This is a genomic window from Janthinobacterium lividum (assembly GCF_034424625.1).
In the GTDB taxonomy this organism is placed as follows: Bacteria; Pseudomonadota; Gammaproteobacteria; order Burkholderiales; family Burkholderiaceae_D; genus Janthinobacterium; species Janthinobacterium lividum.
The window spans coordinates 4,308,512-4,326,016 of the sequence record NZ_CP139976.1; the positions used below are offsets into that span (position 1 = coordinate 4,308,512).

A 17,505-nucleotide genomic window follows, 5' to 3' on the forward strand; every position below is an offset into this window, starting at 1 on the left:
ATATGGCCCTCGCAAAAAACCCTCGATTTTACAGAAGGATCGGCCTTCCGTGTGAACTGCTTCACTCTGGCGAACGGCAAAATCGCCCACTTCATCAAGGGGTCACAATCCGCAGGCAACATTGCACTGCAGAAATGTTGCCACTCTTTCCTGGAAACCCGATGAAAATGCTCCTCACCCCCGCCATCCGACTCATGCAGCGCTTGCGCCTGCTGCCCAAATTCATGCTTGTCTGCCTGGTCTTCCTGCTGCCGCTGGCGCTGGCGACCACCCTGCTGATCTCGGAACTGGGCAAATCGCTGGCCCAGGCGCAGGATGCGCAGCGGGGCGTGGCCTATGTGCGCCAGCTGCAGGAAGGCACGCGGCTGCTGCAGCAGCGGCGCGGCCTCGAACATTTGCGCCTGAGCGGCAAGGCGGGGATGGACAACACGGCCCTGAATGCGCGCATCACGTCCACGCTGGCCGCCCTGGCGCGCTTGCCGGCGGGCGCAGGCCTGCCCCAGGCGGCCGAACTGACGAAGCAGTGGCAAGCCCTGTTGGGCCGCCAGGCGGGCCTTGCGGCGCGCGACAGCTACGCGGCGCACACGGCGCTGCTGCGCCAGGCGGCCAAACTGGGCCAGCTGGTAGCCGACCGTTCGCACCTGAGCCTGGATCCGGACGCGGGCGCCAACCACCTGAGCGCCGTTTTCACCGCCACCCTGCCCGACCTGGCCGAAAGCCTGTCGGACATCGCCGGGCGCGGCGCCGCCTATATCGACACGGGCCTGTTCGAGGCGAATGAAGATCAGCTCGTCAACGCCAACGCCCTGATCGCGCGCCACGAACTCGAACGCCTGCCGGCCCGCTTCGACGAAATCATCGCCGCCAAGCCGGAACTGCGCGCCAGCCTGCAGCCAGCCCTGAAAGCCGTGCCGGCCGCGCTGGCCTTCCTCGAACGCACGAAGAATGAAGTGACGAATTCCTACGATCAGACCTCGGGCGCGCAATTTCATGCGGCCGGCATGCAAGCGATCGATGCCCTGCAGGCGCTGTCCGGCGCCTCGGCCACCGCCCTGGACGGCTTGCTGGCGCAGCGCATCGCCCGCGACGAGGCGCGCCGCGGCCTGATCCTGGCGGCCATGCTGCTGGTGCTGCTGGCCGCCGCCTACCTGTGTGCAGGCTTCTATGCCGCCTTCGTGCGCGACGTGACGCAATTGCGCGTGGCCGTCGGCGCGGCGGCGGCGGGCGACCTGTCGCAGCGCATTACCTCGCAGGCGCACGATGAGATCGGCGACCTGGTGCGCGACTTCGGCGCCATGACGCACGGCCTGGCCACCCTGGTGCAGGAAATCCGCGGCGGTGCGGCCGTCATCGCCGCGGCCGGCGCCGATATCGCGCAGGGCAACGCCGCCCTGTCCGGCCATACGGCCACGCAAGCGGATGCGCTGGGCGCCACCGTGGATTCGATGCGCGAGCTGACGGCCACCGTGGGCCGCAACGAAGCCCACGTAGGACAGGGGCGCACCCTGGTGGCCTCGGCCGCCGAAGTGGCCCTGCGCGGCGGCGAGACCGTCAGCGCCGTGGTCGAGACCATGGCCTCGATCAAGGCCAGCTCGCACAAGATCGTCGACATCATCGGCGTCATCAACGGCATCGCCTTCCAGACGAATATCCTGGCCCTGAACGCGGCCGTCGAAGCGGCCCGCGCGGGCGAGCAGGGACGCGGCTTTGCCGTCGTCGCGTCCGAGGTGCGCAGCCTGGCGCAGCGCTCCAGCGAGGCGGCGCAGCAGATCAAGCGCCTGATCGGCGATTCCGTCGCCACCGTGGATGCGGGCGGCGACCTGGTCAATGCGGCCGGCAGCACCATGCGCCAGGTCGTCGATGCCGTGCAGCAGGTGTCTGTCGTCATCGGGCGCATCAGCAGCGCCGGCGCCGAGCAGAATGGCGAGATCGCCCGCATCAACGGCGCGCTGGCGCAAATCGACGACATGACGCGCCAGAACGCGGGCCTGGTCGACGAGGCGCGCGCCGGTTCGCAGCGCCTGCACCAGGAAGGCGAAGCGCTGACGCAAGCCGTCAGCCGCTTCCGCCTGGGGGAACACGAGACGCCAAACGTGCGCCAGACACCTGCCGCAACCGTGCGCGAGGGCTTGCCCAGCGTGCGGCCGGCCGGCCTGTGGAGCGCCAACAAGCCGCGCGTCATATCACAAAATCGCGCGGAACGGCGCAAGGCTAGCTAGTCAAAAGTGTGCGCGTAGGACAAGGACTACAATTTCGCCTCAATGGAGACTACAAAGTGGCGACTGCTAATCTTATGTTCGCCACTTACATAAGCTTTTAAAGTAGCTACATCGCGATCTGCACCGCGCGGTCGACAAAAACGCCGTTACCACATGAGTACGGCAGTTTTTTTTGACCAGCAACGCGGCAGTCGCACTCCGATGTAAAAAGCCTGTGAGGAATACTATGAGCCATACTCAACTTATCGCCCCGGTCCAGAAGAACCAGTTGCTGCCGCGCGCCATGCCGGCGGCCGGTCGGGAAATCAAGCTTGCGTCGCGGGTTAGCCTCAGCAGTGCCCAACAGAATGAATTGCTGGCCGCCCTGCCGCGCGCCGCGCTTGAATCGCTGTTCGAAGACCTGGAACTGGTCGAACTGCCTTTCGGCAAGGAACTGTATGCCTACGGTAACAACCTGGAATACAGCTACTTCCCTACCACCGCCATCATTTCCCTACTGTATGTAATGGAAGACGGCGCCACGACGGAAATCGCCGTTGTCGGCCATGAAGGCGTGGCCGGTGCCTCGCTGCTGGCAGGCGAGCGCGCCATGTGCACGGCTGTCGTGCAAAGCGCCGGCTACGGCTACCGCCTGAAAACGCAAAGCTTGCGCGATGCCTTCAATCAAGGCGGCGCCCTGCCCCAGTTGCTGATGCGCTACACCAACGCCCTGTTTGCGCAAATGGCGCAGAACGCCGTCGGCGGCCGCCACAGCTCGATCGAGCAAAAGCTGTGCCGCTGGCTGCTGGACCGCCTGGACCGTTCGCCATCGAATGAATTGAAAGTCACGCAAGAGCTGATCTCCATCATGCTGGGCGTGCGCCGCGAAAGCATCACGGCAGCCGCCGGCAAGCTGCAGGAAGAAGGCTTGATCCACTATCGCCGCGGCAATATCACGGTGCTGGACCGCGCCGGCCTGGAATGCTATGCGGGCGAGTGCTACAAAGTGGCCAAGACAGAATATGACCGCTTGCTGCGCGACGTATCGCGCTGCTGATCAGGCAAGATAAAAAAATGGCCGGGCTTGCATGCCCGGCCATTTTTTTGCCGCAACCTCAACCTCAACTACGCTTCGGCATCCGCATCGATGTCTTCCGGCTCCAGCGTCAGCGGCAGGGGAATCACGGCTTCCACACAGGTCCCCTTGCCTTCCGGCCCCTGGCGTACGGTGAGGGTGCCGCCCAGCAACAAAGCCCGTTCGCGCATGCCCAGCAAGCCGTGCGACATGGGTTTTTGCAAAGCATCTTCCGTGATGCCGATGCCATCGTCGATGACGCGCAGCACCAGGCCATGCTCGTTGCGTTTCAATGTCACGCTGACCATGCCGGCGCGCGCATATTTCAGGATGTTCGTCAGCGATTCCTGCACGATGCGGAACAGGGCAATCGTCAGGGTGGCTTCGCGGTTGTCGATATTGATGGCCACGTCCGTTTCGCAGCGCACGGAACTCATGCGCGTAAAATCCTCGCAATAGCTTTCGATGGCGGCGCACAGGCCCAGGTTGTCCAGCAGGCTCGGGCGCAAATCCTCGACGATGCGGCGCTTCAGCTCCACCGTTTCCAGCAAGGTTGCCTTGGCGCGCCGTAATTGCGCGGCCAGTTCCGGCTGCGCGTGCGCCAGTTGCTGCGTAACGGCGCCCAGGTCCATGCTGATCGAGGTCAAGTTGGCGCCCAGCTCATCATGCAATTCGCGCGCCAGGCGCGCCTTTTCCACTTCGTTGACGCTGATCAAATGGCGCGACAGCACGGATAGCTGCTCCGTGCGCTTGCTGACCGTCGATTCCAGATTGTCGTTGGCATTTTGCAATGCATACTCGACGGCCGCGCGGTTCTGGAAGCTGCGCCGCACCAGCTGGTAAAACATGATCAGCACGAGGATGGCCAGGGCATTGATGCCGATGCCGAGCAGCACGGCTTTCTGGTACTCATGGTAAAACGCGGCGCTGCCGGACGACAGCGCTTCATTCTGCTCGCGCGTCATGATCACCACCTGCAGGCGGATCTCGTCCATGGTGGCGCGATCATCGGTCACGCGGGAAATGTTGACGATCTCGGCCAACCCGCCCTGCCTGTAGACCTCGATTGACTCTTGCAGCATCGACATCTTGCGGCGGATCAAGCTTTTCAGCTGGCCCAGGTTTTTCAGCTGGGTGGGACTGCCCGCGAGCAAAGTCTGCAGCTCGTTGAATTCGTTTTCAATTTCGGTGGTAGCCGTCTTCGACGGCCCCAGATAGGTTTCGGAGCCGGAAATGAAATAGCCGCGCAAGCTGCTTTCCGCATCGAGCACGAGCACGTTCAAATACTGCAGGCGGTCCGCCACGCGGGCGCTCTGGCTGAGCAAGGCATTCGTGCCCTTCAGCGACTGCAGGTTATGAAAGAGACTGAAACCATTAAGTACAAGCAACAAGGCGCACGTCACGCACAGGATCGTCTTGTACAGGGGCAGGCGGTGATTCGGGGCCGGTTCAGCGGTGAAATACATCCTGATGTGCATCCTTAGCAAGGTTCGGCGCGGGAGAGAGCGCCGGCGCCGGCCAATTATAGTCCTCGCCACAAACTGCTGCACTGCACAAGTCGTGCTGGCCAGCTGGCTGAGCGATCATGTTTCCATGATCGCACCGCAGCGCTAGTCAAGCAAATTGTTTTTCATTGCGTAATAGGTCAAGTCACTGTTCGATTGCAAGCCCATTTTTTCCATGATGCGCGTACGGTAGGTACTCACCGTCTTGATGCTCAGCGACAAGGCAACACCGATATCGGACACGGTGGCGCCGCGCGCCAGGCGCAGGAAGACCTGGAACTCGCGGTCCGACAATTCCGTATGCAGGGCGGCATTCGTGTCGCGGTCGAACGATTGCGCCAGCAATTCACCGACGGTGGAGCTGACGTAGCGGCGTCCCTGGAAAACGGTGCGCACGGCCGTCATCAGCTCGTCGGCTTCGCACTCCTTGTTCAGATAGCCATTCGCGCCCATCTTGAACAGGTTCAGCGCGTATTGCTGCGCGGGATAGCCGCTGAGGATCAGCACGGGCAATTCCGGCTGGCCCTGGCGGATCGTGCGCAAGGTATCGATGCCGCTCTGATCGGGCATGGCTATATCGAGCAACAATACATCGCAAATTTCGCGGCGGGCGATATCGAGGGCTTCACGCCCCGTACCGGCTTCCGCCACCACACTGAAATCGCTTGACGACGAAAAAATCTGTTTGAATCCAGCTCGTACTATTTGGTGATCATCACAAATGGCAACGCGTATCATTGTTTCCCCTTAAATTTTCCTGGCCTGGGAAAGACTACCGGAACCTGAACGCTGCCCCGGCTTAGCGTCACTAACAAAAACGCAACATTAACATTATATTCAAAATATGGCGCGCCGTACGGTAGCGTCAACGCCAAGACGGAGCGCCCATGCAGTATAGTCAACTTAGTCAACTGCTACCGGACAACCCCACCTATATTGGTACAAATCTTATTTTAGCAAGTTTAAAATCGCAATTAATTCATTGCGTATCCACACGCGGTCCAGCGGCGCTTCCTGCGGCACAACGGGCATGGCCGGCAGCACTGGCAACTCGTCAAGGATGGCATGCGATGCGCCACGGCTGTCGAGCTTGTTTCGCGCGCCGCTGATGGTAAAGCCCTGCTCGTACAGCAATTCGCGGATGCGGCGTATCAGCAGCACCTCATGGTGCTGATAATAACGGCGGTTGCCACGTCGTTTGACCGGCTTGAGCTGGGAAAACTCCTGCTCCCAGTAGCGCAACACGTGCGGTTTGACGCCGCACAATTCGCTCACTTCGCCGATCGTGAAATAGCGTTTCGCCGGAATGGGCGGCAAGGCGATCAACTCGGTTTTACTGATGCGCTCGTTCATCGCCACTCACTCAGGCAGCACGTGCCAGCGGACTGGTCTCTTCGACCATGCTTTTCAGCTTCTGGCTCGCATGAAAGGTCACGACACGGCGCGCCGTGATGGGAATCTCTTCGCCCGTCTTCGGATTGCGGCCGGGCCGCTGCGGCTTGTCGCGCAACTGGAAATTGCCGAAACCGGACAGCTTGACGGCCTCGCCACGCTCGAGCGCATTGCGGATCTCGTCGAAAAAGGTCTCGACCATATCCTTCGCTTCGCGCTTGTTCAGGCCCACTTGCTCGAACAACAATTCGGCCAGTTCCGCCTTGGTCAAGGTGGGTAAATCTTTTTCCGCTTCCTGGCGCACTTTGGCAACCAGCATGGCCCGATGCAAATCGGCGGCCAGTGCGGATTGCAGTACGGCGGAATCAACGTCGCTGTTATTAATTTTCCTGCCCTGCCTTTTCTGTGCGCCCGAGCCTGCCACATGGCAAGCTCGTCTACGGTTGACGACGGAAAGGCCGTCACGCAAGGCGACGGCCGTCCGGTAATTACGAACGCAGTTTCGCGTCGTGGCCCTGCTTGGCCGCATCGATCAGGACAGCCATCAGGCCGTCGACGACGTCGTCTTGCAGGGTGTTTTGAGTATCTTGCAAGCTAATCCGGAAAGCAAGGCTTTTTTCATCCACTTCCAGCCCTTTTCCACGATATTCATCAAATAAAACAATGGCTTGCACGATACGCGCTGCCGGGCTCGACTTGGCGGCGGCATGGAATCTGTCGAGCAGATCCTGCACGGCTACCGATTGCTTGACGACCACGGCCAAGTCGCGGCTGGCGCCAGGGAATTTCGAGATTTCCTGGTATGCCGGCACGACTCGTTGCGTCAAGGCAGCGGCGTCGACTTCGAACAGCACGGGCGCCAGCGGCAAGTCGTACTTTTGCATCCAGCGCGGGTGCAATTCGCCGATGAAACCGATGACCTTGCCATCGAGCTCCACATTGGCCGAACGGCCCGGATGCAGGGCCGGATGTTCCGCCTTGGTGAAACGCAAGACCAGCGGTGCAAACAGCGCTTCCAGGTCCGCCTTCACGTCGAAGAAGTCGACCGTGCGCGCAGCCTGGCCCCACTGCTCGTCGGCAACCGCGCCGTAGGCCATGGCCGCCACGCGCTTCGGCTGGGCGTAGCCAGCCACCGACAAGGGGCCGTTTTCCACGCTGTCGTCGCGCTGGTAGATGGCGCCCACTTCGAAGATGCGCACGCGGTTCGTCTTGCGGTTCAGGTTGTAGCGCACATTGGCGATCAGGCTGCCGATCAGCGAGGAACGCATCACGCTCATCTGGCTGGCGATCGGGTTCTGCAATTTGATCGGGTTCGTATTGCCCGAGAAATCGCGCTCCCATGCCGTATCGACAAAGCTCATGTTAACCACTTCCTGGAAGCCCAGGTCGGCCAGCTCATGACGTACCGCAAACAGCGAGCGGGTATTTTCCGGTGCAATCTGCATCACGTTCGCGGCCACGGGCGGCAAGGTCGGGATGTTTTCAAAGCCGTACACGCGCGCCACTTCCTCGATCAGGTCTTCCTCGATCTCGATGTCGAAACGGTAGCTGGGCGACGTCACGGAAAACACGCCGTCCGCCAGGGTGTATGGCAGGGCCAGGCGCGTGAAGATATCGGCGATCAGCTCATCGTTGAGCGGCACGCCGATGACTTTTTGCGCGCGCGCCGTGCGCATCGACACGGGCTGGCGCTGCGGCAGGTTCACCACGTGGTCGTCGACAGGACCGACGGTCGTGGCCGGCGTGCCGCAGATTTCCACGATCAGGGCCGTGATGCGCTCGATGTGCTCGACTGTGGTGGCGAAATCGACGCCGCGCTCGAAGCGGTGTGCCGCATCGGTCGAGAAATTCAAGCGGCGCGCGCGGCCTTGAATGGCGTTCGGCCACCAGAATGCCGCTTCCAGGTAGATGCTGTCCGTATCGTCCGACACCGAGCTGGCGTCGCCGCCCATGATGCCGGCCAGCGATTCGATTTCCTGCTCATCGGCAATGACGCCGATCCACTCGTCGACGGCGATGGTGTTGCCATTCAACAGCTTGACGGACTCGCCCTTCTTGCCCCAACGTACGTCGAGGCTGCCGTGGATCTTTGCCAGGTCAAACACGTGGCTGGGACGGCCCAGTTCCAGCATGACATAGTTGGAAATGTCGACCAGGGCCGACAGCGGACGCTGGCCGCTGCGCTCGAGGCGCTGCTTCATCCAGTCCGGCGTGGCTGCCTTGGCGTTCAAGCCGCGGATGACGCGGCCCGTGAAACGGCCGCACAGGTCCGGCGCGCTGACTTTCACGGGCAGGATTTCGTCGCTGGAAACCGGCACGGTGCGGAACTGCGGCGCATTCAGGGGCACGCCCGTCAAGGCCGACACTTCGCGCGCCACGCCCAGCACGGACAGGCAGTCCGCCTTGTTCGGCGTCAACTTGATGGTGAATTTCAAATCGTTGAGCGCAAAGTAATCGCGGAAATTCTGGCCGATCGGCGCGTCGTCCGGCAATTCCATCAAGCCGGCGTTTTCTTCCGACAATTTCAATTCGCGCGCGGAGCACAGCATGCCTTGCGACTCGACGCCGCGCAGCTGGCCCACCTTGATTTCAAACGGCTTGCCATCGGCGCCAGGCGGCAGCACGGCGCCCGCCATCGCGCACACGACTTTCAAGCCCGGGCGCACGTTCGGCGCGCCGCAGACGATGTTGAGCATGGTGCCCGTGCCGACATCGACCTGGCACACATTCAGGCGGTCCGCATTCGGATGTTTTTCCATCTCCAGGACCAGGCCTACCACCACGTTCGAGAACGGCGGGGCGACAGGATCGACGTCCTCGACTTCGAGACCGGACATGGTCAGCAGATGGGCCAGTTCGTCCGAAGTCATCTTCGGATCGACCATGGTACGGAGCCAGTTTTCGGAAAATTGCATAATCAAGCCTTCAAAGGGTCAAAGCTCACAGCGCGAGCGCACAGGCGCTCAAGCGCCATGAATCAAACGGAACAACGCTTAGTTGAATTGCTTCAGGAACCTTAAATCGCCTTCATAGAACAGGCGCAGGTCGTTGATGCCGTAACGCAGCATCGTCAAGCGTTCCAGGCCGGAGCCGAAAGCAAAACCGATGAATTTCTCGGGATCGAGGCCAAAGTTCTTCACCACGGTCGGATGCACCTGGCCGGCGCCCGACACTTCCAGCCAACGGCCTTTCAATGGACCGGAGCCAAAGGCGATATCGATCTCGGCCGACGGTTCCGTGAACGGGAAGTACGATGGACGGAAGCGCACCTGCAAATCGTCCGTCTCGAAGAAGGCCTTGACGAAATTCAGGTACACGCCCTTCAGGTCGGCAAAGCTGATGTCTTCGGCGATCCACAGGCCTTCGACCTGGTGGAACATCGGCGAATGGGTGGCGTCGCTGTCGACGCGGTAGGTGCGGCCTGGCGCAATGACCTTGATCGGCGGCGTGTGCGTGCGCGCATAGCGCACCTGCATCGGGCTCGTGTGCGTGCGCAGCAGCAAGGGCTTGCCATCGGTATCGTTGCCGTCGATGTAGAACGTGTCTTGCATGGAACGGGCCGGGTGGTTTTCCGGGCTGTTGAGCGCCGTGAAGTTGGTCCAGTCGTTCTCGATTTCGGGGCCGTCGGCCACGTCGAAGCCGATCGAGCGGAAGATTTCCTCGACCCGCTCCCACGTGCGCATCACGGGATGGATGCCGCCGGGCATGCGGCCACGGCCTGGCAAGGTCACGTCGATCGCTTCGGCGTTCAGACGGCCTTGCATCTGTGCATCGGCCAGTGCGTCACGGCGCGCCGTCAGCGCGTCCTCGATCTGCACTTTGACGGCGTTGATCAGGGCGCCTTGCGCCTTGCGCGCGTCCGGGTCCAACTTGCCCAGGCCCTTCATCATTTCAGTAATCTGGCCAGTCTTGCCCAGGTAGCGGGCTTTGGCGTTTTCAAGTGCGGCAGCGTCTGCGGCGGCGATAAAGTCAGCCTGGGCCGAGACGACGAGTTCTTCTAGGGAGTTCATGCGGCATTTCCTGTTTTGGACATCAATTCTGGACTCGCTTATCTAAAGTCCAACAATCAAAAACGGAAACGGGGCATAAGGTTCACACCCCTGCCCCGCTCTTTATGACAACCGACCTAATCTGCTGCGCGTCGTGATTTACGGTGTGCGATGCTCACCGTACCTTCGTACGGTTGCGCTTCTCGACCGCAACTCCCTTCCGCTCGCGACGATTTTGTCGGTCGCCGTTCTAACGTCACCCTACGGATGACGTTGTGCAATGACCGATGCTTACGCAGCGATTTTTGCTTTAACTGCGTTGACAATCGCAGCGAATGCTGGCTTGTCCATCACAGCCATATCGGCCAGGACTTTACGGTCCAGTTCGATATTTGCTTTTTTCAAGCCGTTCATGAATACGCTGTACGTTACGCCATGCTCACGGGAAGCGGCGTTGATACGGGCGATCCACAGGCGGCGGAAAACGCGTTTCTTGTTGCGGCGATCGCGGTAAGCGTATTGGCCAGCGCGCATAACTGCTTGCTTGGCAACACGGTATACACGGCTGCGGCGACCACGGTAGCCTTTAGCTTGAACAAGAATCTTTTTATGACGGGCACGAGCTGTAACCCCACGTTTTACTCTAGGCATAGTAACTCCTTAAATTGAGTGTGAGATTAAGCAGTCGGCATCATGCGCATGACGGATGTGACATCCGATGCGTTGATGTTACGGGTACCGCGCAACTGACGTTTGTTTTTGGTGGTTTTCTTGGTCAGGATGTGGCGTTTGAACGCGTGACCCGACTTGACTGTTCCACCTGGACGCACGCGAAAACGTTTTTTCGCGGAGCTTTTGGTCTTCATTTTAGGCATAGCAATCTGTCCTCTTACGGACAGCTCCATTTATAACAGGATTGCAGGTGGCAACACGACGCTGCGCTTAGATGCCTGCTTTCACATGTTGTGCAGCGGATGCGAGTCCACTACAGTTCACGCGGCCCGGGCATTGCTGACCGGGCCGCGCAAATTCTGCCTGGAATCTGGTGTCGCGCCCATGCAGGCACAAACCACGTCGATCCACAGTAAAACGCTATTGTAGCTTACTTCTTCTTCTTAGGCGAAAGAACCATGATCATTTGGCGGCCTTCCATCTTCGGGAACTGCTCGACCTGGCCGTACGGCTCCAGGTCGGCTTTCAGACGTTCCAGCATGCGGAAGCCAATATCCTGATGCGCCATCTCACGACCGCGGAAACGCAGGGTGATCTTGGTTTTATCGCCATCTTCGAGGAACTTGATGAGATTACGCAACTTGATATTGTAGTCACCATCATCAGTCCCCGGACGGAATTTGACTTCCTTCACGAGGATGATCTTTTGCTTCAATTTGGCTTCGTGAGCTTTCTTTTGCTCCGAATACTTAAATTTGCCGTAGTCCATCAAACGGCACACCGGTGGCTGCGCGGTAGGCGCAATTTCCACCAGGTCGACGTTTGCCTCTTCCGCCAGGCGGAAGGCTTCAGCCAAACTTACGATACCGAGTGGCTCGTTATCGACCCCGCTTAAACGCATTTCAGGGGCAGTGATTTCGCCATTGATGCGATGTGACTTGTCAGTAGCTATTGTAATTTCCTTTAAAAATCTTGTAAGACGGTCGTGCAGCGAGTTTCCTCGTCAGGCCTTGGTGTCGACTTCCTGTTTGAGTCGCTCAATCAGGGCATCGACGGACATGACGCCCAGATCGACATTGCCCCGCGCCCGCACGGCCACTGTATTCGCATCCCGCTCTTTGTCGCCAATCACTAAGATGTAAGGCAATTTTTGTACGGAATGTTCACGTATTTTATAGGTAATCTTCTCGTTACGCAAATCAGCCTGTACGCGCAGCCCCGCTTTGCGCAGTTTTGTTGTAACTTCCTGTACATAGTCGGCTTGAGCGTCGGAAATATTCAACACCGACACTTGCACTGGCGACAACCACAGCGGCATGGCGCCCGCATAGTGTTCGATCAGGATGCCGATGAAACGTTCCAGCGAACCGACGATCGCGCGGTGCAGCATGATGGGCACCTGGCGCGTATTGTCCACGGCCACGTATTCCGCACCCAGGCGGCCCGGCATCGACGGATCGATCTGCACGGTACCCACTTGCCATGCGCGGCCCAGGCTGTCTTTCAGGTGGTACTCGATCTTCGGACCGTAGAACGCGCCCTCGCCCGGCAATTCCGTCCATTCCACGCCGCAGGCGCGCAAGGCCGAACGCAGCGATTCCTCGGCGAAATCCCACGACTCTTCCGTACCGATGCGGTTATCCGGGCGCAAGGCCAGTTTCACGTCGATATTCGTGAAGCCGAAAGCCGTATACACATCCATCGCCTGCTGGTGGAACGCCGTCACTTCGCCGGCGATCTGCTCTTCCAGGCAGAAGATGTGACCATCGTCCTGCGTAAAGCCGCGCACGCGCATCATGCCGTGCAAGGCGCCCGACGGTTCATTGCGGTGGCATTGACCGAATTCGCCGTAGCGCAATGGCAAGTCGCGGTAGCTGCGCATGCCATTGTTGAAAATCTGGATATGGCCAGGGCAATTCATCGGCTTCAGCGCATAGGCGCGGTTTTCCGATTCCGTGATGAACATGTTTTCACGGTAATTGTCCCAGTGACCGGTTTTTTCCCACAGGCCACGGTCCAGAATTTGCGGCGCCTTGACTTCCTGGTAGCCGTTGACCTGATACACATTGCGCATGTATTGCTCAACTTGCTGCCAGATCGACCAGCCTTTCGGATGCCAGAAGATCAGGCCTGGCGCTTCTTCCTGGAAATGGAAGAAATCGAGCTGCTTGCCCAATTTGCGGTGATCGCGCTTTTCCGCCTCTTCCAGATTGTGCAGGTACAGTTCCTGGTCTTCCTTCTTGGCCCAGGCCGTGCCATAGATACGCTGCAGCATCTCGTTTTTCGAGTCGCCGCGCCAGTAGGCGCCGGCCAGCTTCATCAGCTTGAAGACTTTCAGCTTGCCCGTCGATGGCACGTGGGGGCCGCGGCACAAGTCCGTGAACTTGCCTTCGGAATACAGCGACACTTCCTGGTCGGCGGGAATCGAGCCGATCAGCTCCGCCTTGTACGCCTCGCCGATACCCTTGAAGTATTCGATGGCTTCGTCGCGCGCGACAACCTTGCGCGTGACTTGCTCATCCTTCTTGGCCAGTTCCGCCATTTTCTTTTCGATCGCCGTCAAATCTTCGGGCGTGAACGGACGCTTGTAGGCGAAGTCATAGTAAAAGCCGTTGTCGATCACGGGACCGATGGTCACTTGCGCGTCAGGGAACAATTCCTTGACGGCATACGCCAGCAAGTGGGCCGTCGAGTGGCGGATCACTTCCAGGCCGTCCGCGTCCTTGTCCGTGACAATCGCCAGTTCCGCATCCTGCTCGATCAGATAGGAAGTATCGACCAGTTTGCCGTCGACCTTGCCGGCCAGCGCAGCCTTGGCCAGACCGGTACCAATATTGGCCGCAACCTGGGCCACGGTGACCGGGCCGTCGAATTGACGGGCGGAACCATCGGGAAGTCGGATTGTAAGCATATTGATCTCCATATCGGCGCTGGCGCCAGGTAAAACTGCAATGTGATGGGTAAAATACTGAAAGGAAAACGCAGACGCAAAAAAACGCGGACTAGCCGCGTTTTTCACTTTCTTGAGACAAAGGAAACCCGTTCGACTAGCGTCACTCCCAAAGCTTGGTAGTAGTTCGCGGTGTCATAACCGGTTTTACCTTTCTCTCTAACTGCATTCTGGTGGGCGGTGAGGAATTCGAATCCCCGACCCCTTGGATGTCGACCAAGTATTCTAACCAGCTGAACTAACCGCCCGTAAAACTTTTGTTGATCATTGTATTTCAAATGACCGCTTGCGGCTTGCGCCAGCTTAAAAACCATCTACTGCCAAATTCTGGTGGGCGGTGAGGAATTCGAATCCCCGACCCCTTGGATGTCGACCAAGTATTCTAACCAGCTGAACTAACCGCCCCGAAGACCAGCATTATAGAGAGGCTTTCCCAGAATGACAAGGGCTGTTTTACAGGAAACTTTAATCACTCTCCGGGCGTCAGCCCCCTTTATATAGAGTAGGCCCTGCGCACGCGGAATGCCGCTAGAATCGCGGCATGAACTCCACCATATTAGCCTGGCTGAAAACCCTGAGCCGCATCTGCGGTTTTGAAACGGCCGACTCCTTTCCGCCCGGCCACCCATATGCACGCACGCACTGGGAAGCCGCGTATTTCGATATCGCCTCCGACGTAAAACCTGACGAGATCGAACGGCGCATTTGCGCGGCCATCGCCAACACGCCGAGCGTCTTCGCCTACATCACCAATCCCACGCCGCGCATGCAGCGCGCGCTGCTGAACGTGATCCACGACCGGCTGCGGCGCCAGCCCGGCGCGGGCGCCACGGACCTGGTCTTGTTATTGATCAATGCCTACGCCAGCGACCACATCACGGAAGCCGTGCCTGGCCTGCGCGCCCTGATCTACAACACGGAGCATGAAGACACGAATCTGCGCGTGCATGCCATCCTGGAATTGCTGGTGGGCACGCCACGGGGACTCGATGTAATCGACATGTAGTCGTCACGCATGATTCGCGGGAACATAGCGCGCCCGCAAGCGCATGAACGGCGTTTCCACCAATCTATATAAGAGCCAGCCCGTGATGATGCTCACAGCGATACTGACCAGTATCGCCGTGAGGCCATCCGGCCCGTAGCCAAAGTCTTGCAACAAGGGGCGCAGCAAAATGCACAGCTGCTTGTGCAGCAGATAGATCGCATACGACCACAAGGCCAGGCTGGCGGCGCCCGGCACGCGCAGTGTATAGAGTGCGCTGGCGGGACTCAGCGCCGCGATCAGCAGCAGGGTAAAACTGGCCGCCAGGGCCGGATAGCCGAACACCGTCACCCAATAGCCATAGTGATCGGTGAGAAACACATAAAACATCAGCGCCGTGCCCGCGATTCCCGCCAGCAAGCTGCGGTTGCCGTAAGAGGTCAGGCGCGCCCAGGCGACCGGATGGTGATTTTTCAGCAGCGCCAGCGCCACGCCCGCCACCAGCTCGTCAAAGCGGCACCACGACGCGTAATAAATATACTTGTAATACCCGAGGCCGCCGCGCGGCACTTGCACGTATTCATCCCACAAATAGGCGCGCACCAGCATGCCGACGATAAAGCTGGCGGCCACGGCCAGCCAGGCCCACAGCAGCGACTTGCGGCAGGCGGCGATCACCAGGGCCACGGCCGGCAGCAGCACATAGAACTGCTCCTCCACGCACAAGGACCACGCATGCGAAAACGCCGTACCCGGCGTCAGATTGATGTTTTGCGTAAAGGTCAGGAATTTCCACAGGGGCAGCAGCGCGCTATCGCCGCGGAACGCGGGCCACAAGTAATACAGGGCCAGCACGGCATAAAAACTGGGCAAGGTGCGCAGGAAGCGCCGCGCATAGAAACGCGGCAAGGAAAATCCATGTTCGCTGCGCAAGGCCGCAAAAATCTGGTTGCCGATCAGATAACCGCTGAGGGCAAAGAACAGGTCCACGCCCGTCCAGCCGATTTCGCCCCAGAAACCAAACGCCCCACCCTCGCTAACGAACAGCAAATAATGGTTCATGAAGACAAGCACGATGGCCAGCGCGCGCAAGGTATCGAGGCCGTACAGGCGGAAAGGATGGGACGTACTGGACATGGAATCGGCAAGGGAAAACAACGGTGGCGCCGATCATGCCACGCCGCACGCCGCCATGGCCAACTTTTTACAGGCGTCCACGGCGAATCCCGCTAAAATATGCCGACCCCGCTTTCCCTTCCCGCAACAGCATAGGATATGTCCAGCATGAGCAGCGCACTCCACTTCAAATCCATCAACTACACGGGCCAGGGCAGCGGCCCGCGCCTGATCGTCACGGGCGCCGTGCACGGCAATGAAACCTGCGGCACCAAGGGCATTCACCGCGTGATGGCTGAACTCGACAGCGGCGCCCTCTCCATCGTGGCCGGCAGCGTCACCTTCGTGCCCATCACCAATCCGCTGGCCTATGCCAAGGGCGTGCGCAGCGGCGACCGCAACCTGAACCGTAATCTTTTCCCGAACGACAATCCGCAGGATTTCGAAGACCGCATCGCCAATTGGCTGTGCCCGCTGCTGGGCCAGCACGACGTGCTGCTGGACTTGCACTCGTTCAATGCCGACAGCCAGCCATTCGTCATGGTGGGTCCACGCAACAACGATGGCCCGCTGCAACCGTTTAAACATGAAGAAAAGGAACGCGCGCTGGCGCGCCGCCTGGGCGTGCGCCGCTTCGTCGACGGCTGGCTGCATGCGTACGGCCAGGGCGTGCAGCGCCGCCTGGGCAATAGCGACCAGGTGGGCCTGGTCTTGCGCTACGGCGTGGGCACGACGGAATACATGCGCTCGACGGGCGGCTACGCCTTGACCCTGGAATGCGGCCAGCACGCGGACCCGGCCGCGCCGGATGTTGCTTACCGCGCCATCATGAACACCTTGGCTTTTTTGGGTTTCATCGACGCGCCGCAGCCGGAAGCGATCGCCGACGCCGACATGGAAGCGCTGAACATGGTCGTCGTGCACGACAAGCTCGATGCGGGCGACCGCTTCATCAAGACCTGGTCCAGCTTTGACAAGGTCAAACAGGGCGAGCAGATCGGCGTGCGCGCGGACGGCACGCCCGTGACGGCCGAATTCGACGCCTACATCCTATTCCCGGACGTCAATGCGGCGGCGAATGCCGAGTGGTATTACCTGGCAAGGGTCGCCGCCAGCTTTTGATTAGAGCCTATTCCAGTAGGGAGCGTCATCTGCTGGTAGTTCATCAGGAGCGCGGACAAGGCGTGAGGAGGACGCGTGGCGAGCCACGCGACGACGATCAACGCAGTTCCCCGCTTCTGAGGGGCGCCAGCAGGGGATGTATTCAGCTACTGGGATAAGCTCTTAGTGGCCGACCGACTTGGAAAACAAGTTAATGACAAGCACGCCGGCAATGATCAGCCCCAGGCCGATCAAGGCTGGCGTGTCGAGGCTTTGCTTGAACCAGAACCAGCCGACGGCGGAAATGAGCACGATACCCACGCCCGACCAGATGGCGTACACGATGCCGGTAGGAATGACCTTCAAGGTCAGGGACAGGCACCAGAAGGCGATGCTGTAGCCAATCACGGTGATGACACTGGGCCACAAGCGGCTGAAGCCCTCGGACGCCTTCAAGGCGCTGGTGGCGATGACTTCGGCGATGATGGCGATAACCAGGTAGAAATACGTCATGGCAAGACT

16 protein-coding genes and 2 tRNA genes are annotated in these 17,505 nt (G+C 59.7%); 4 read left to right on the top strand and 14 right to left on the bottom strand.

Features of this window, described 5'->3' with window-relative positions:
* The first annotated feature begins 161 nt into the window (after positions 1 to 161).
* Both U0004_RS19470 and U0004_RS19475 read left to right on the top strand, forming a co-directional pair.
* The gene (locus tag U0004_RS19470) at positions 162 to 2,219 is read left to right on the top strand and encodes a methyl-accepting chemotaxis protein (protein WP_070258099.1); all 2,058 of its coding nucleotides are present in this window, start codon (positions 162 to 164) and stop codon (positions 2,217 to 2,219) included.
* Between the two features lie 226 nt (positions 2,220 to 2,445).
* Entirely contained in the window at positions 2,446 to 3,255 is an 810-nt protein-coding gene (locus U0004_RS19475; protein ID WP_034783188.1) for a Crp/Fnr family transcriptional regulator, read from the top strand.
* Positions 3,256 to 3,323: 68 nt separating this feature from the next.
* Here the strand turns inward: U0004_RS19475 and U0004_RS19480 are convergent, their stop codons facing one another.
* The 12 genes from U0004_RS19480 to U0004_RS19535 all read right to left on the bottom strand — a co-directional run bounded on the left by U0004_RS19480 (position 3,324) and on the right by U0004_RS19535 (position 14,186).
* Positions 3,324 to 4,739 (bottom strand): sensor histidine kinase, encoded by a 1,416-nt coding sequence (locus U0004_RS19480; protein WP_070258097.1) that lies wholly within the window; start codon positions 4,737 to 4,739, stop codon positions 3,324 to 3,326.
* Between the two features lie 144 nt (positions 4,740 to 4,883).
* Positions 4,884 to 5,516: a response regulator gene (locus tag U0004_RS19485; RefSeq protein WP_034783185.1), complete on the bottom strand. Its 633-nt coding sequence runs from the start codon at positions 5,514 to 5,516 to the stop codon at positions 4,884 to 4,886.
* A 210-nt stretch (positions 5,517 to 5,726) separates the two neighbouring features.
* Positions 5,727 to 6,131 (bottom strand): MerR family transcriptional regulator, encoded by a 405-nt coding sequence (locus U0004_RS19490; RefSeq protein ID WP_034783182.1) that lies wholly within the window; start codon positions 6,129 to 6,131, stop codon positions 5,727 to 5,729.
* A 10-nt stretch (positions 6,132 to 6,141) separates the two neighbouring features.
* On the bottom strand, positions 6,142 to 6,489 hold the full coding sequence (locus U0004_RS19495; RefSeq protein WP_010399205.1) for an integration host factor subunit alpha: 348 nt from the start codon (positions 6,487 to 6,489) through the stop codon (positions 6,142 to 6,144).
* A gap of 169 nt (positions 6,490 to 6,658) precedes the next feature.
* The gene (pheT, locus tag U0004_RS19500; RefSeq protein WP_070258095.1) at positions 6,659 to 9,085 is read right to left on the bottom strand and encodes a phenylalanine--tRNA ligase subunit beta; all 2,427 of its coding nucleotides are present in this window, start codon (positions 9,083 to 9,085) and stop codon (positions 6,659 to 6,661) included.
* A 78-nt stretch (positions 9,086 to 9,163) separates the two neighbouring features.
* Positions 9,164 to 10,180: a phenylalanine--tRNA ligase subunit alpha gene (gene pheS / locus U0004_RS19505; RefSeq protein WP_034751917.1), complete on the bottom strand. Its 1,017-nt coding sequence runs from the start codon at positions 10,178 to 10,180 to the stop codon at positions 9,164 to 9,166.
* Positions 10,181 to 10,450: 270 nt separating this feature from the next.
* Positions 10,451 to 10,810 carry a 50S ribosomal protein L20 gene (gene rplT / locus U0004_RS19510; protein ID WP_010399214.1) on the bottom strand — a complete coding sequence of 120 codons (360 nt, stop codon included), beginning with the start codon at positions 10,808 to 10,810 and terminating at the stop codon, positions 10,451 to 10,453.
* Positions 10,811 to 10,836: 26 nt separating this feature from the next.
* Positions 10,837 to 11,034 (bottom strand): 50S ribosomal protein L35, encoded by a 198-nt coding sequence (gene rpmI, locus U0004_RS19515; RefSeq protein ID WP_038493025.1) that lies wholly within the window; start codon positions 11,032 to 11,034, stop codon positions 10,837 to 10,839.
* Between the two features lie 227 nt (positions 11,035 to 11,261).
* Entirely contained in the window at positions 11,262 to 11,822 is a 561-nt protein-coding gene (gene infC / locus U0004_RS19520) for a translation initiation factor IF-3 (protein ID WP_205711303.1), read from the bottom strand.
* A 12-nt stretch (positions 11,823 to 11,834) separates the two neighbouring features.
* Entirely contained in the window at positions 11,835 to 13,742 is a 1,908-nt protein-coding gene (gene thrS, locus U0004_RS19525) for a threonine--tRNA ligase (RefSeq protein ID WP_070258160.1), read from the bottom strand.
* A 210-nt stretch (positions 13,743 to 13,952) separates the two neighbouring features.
* A tRNA-Val gene (locus tag U0004_RS19530) sits at positions 13,953 to 14,029 on the bottom strand.
* Positions 14,030 to 14,109: 80 nt separating this feature from the next.
* Positions 14,110 to 14,186: transfer RNA gene (locus U0004_RS19535), tRNA-Val, on the bottom strand.
* A 136-nt stretch (positions 14,187 to 14,322) separates the two neighbouring features.
* Between U0004_RS19535 and U0004_RS19540 the strand changes: the two genes are divergently transcribed.
* Positions 14,323 to 14,787 carry a hypothetical protein gene (locus U0004_RS19540; protein ID WP_070258093.1) on the top strand — a complete coding sequence of 155 codons (465 nt, stop codon included), beginning with the start codon at positions 14,323 to 14,325 and terminating at the stop codon, positions 14,785 to 14,787.
* A gap of 3 nt (positions 14,788 to 14,790) precedes the next feature.
* Here the strand turns inward: U0004_RS19540 and U0004_RS19545 are convergent, their stop codons facing one another.
* Positions 14,791 to 15,903: an acyltransferase family protein gene (locus U0004_RS19545; protein WP_070258158.1), complete on the bottom strand. Its 1,113-nt coding sequence runs from the start codon at positions 15,901 to 15,903 to the stop codon at positions 14,791 to 14,793.
* 138 nt (positions 15,904 to 16,041) lie between these two features.
* On the opposite strand from U0004_RS19545, the gene U0004_RS19550 reads away from it, so the two are divergent.
* Complete coding sequence (locus U0004_RS19550; protein WP_080753417.1) at positions 16,042 to 17,004, top strand: M14 family metallopeptidase; 963 nt, start codon at positions 16,042 to 16,044, stop codon at positions 17,002 to 17,004.
* A gap of 162 nt (positions 17,005 to 17,166) precedes the next feature.
* Here U0004_RS19550 and U0004_RS19555 read toward each other — a convergent pair whose 3' ends face one another.
* Positions 17,167 to 17,496 (bottom strand): SMR family transporter, encoded by a 330-nt coding sequence (locus tag U0004_RS19555; protein WP_070258090.1) that lies wholly within the window; start codon positions 17,494 to 17,496, stop codon positions 17,167 to 17,169.
* Positions 17,497 to 17,505 lie beyond the last annotated feature (9 nt).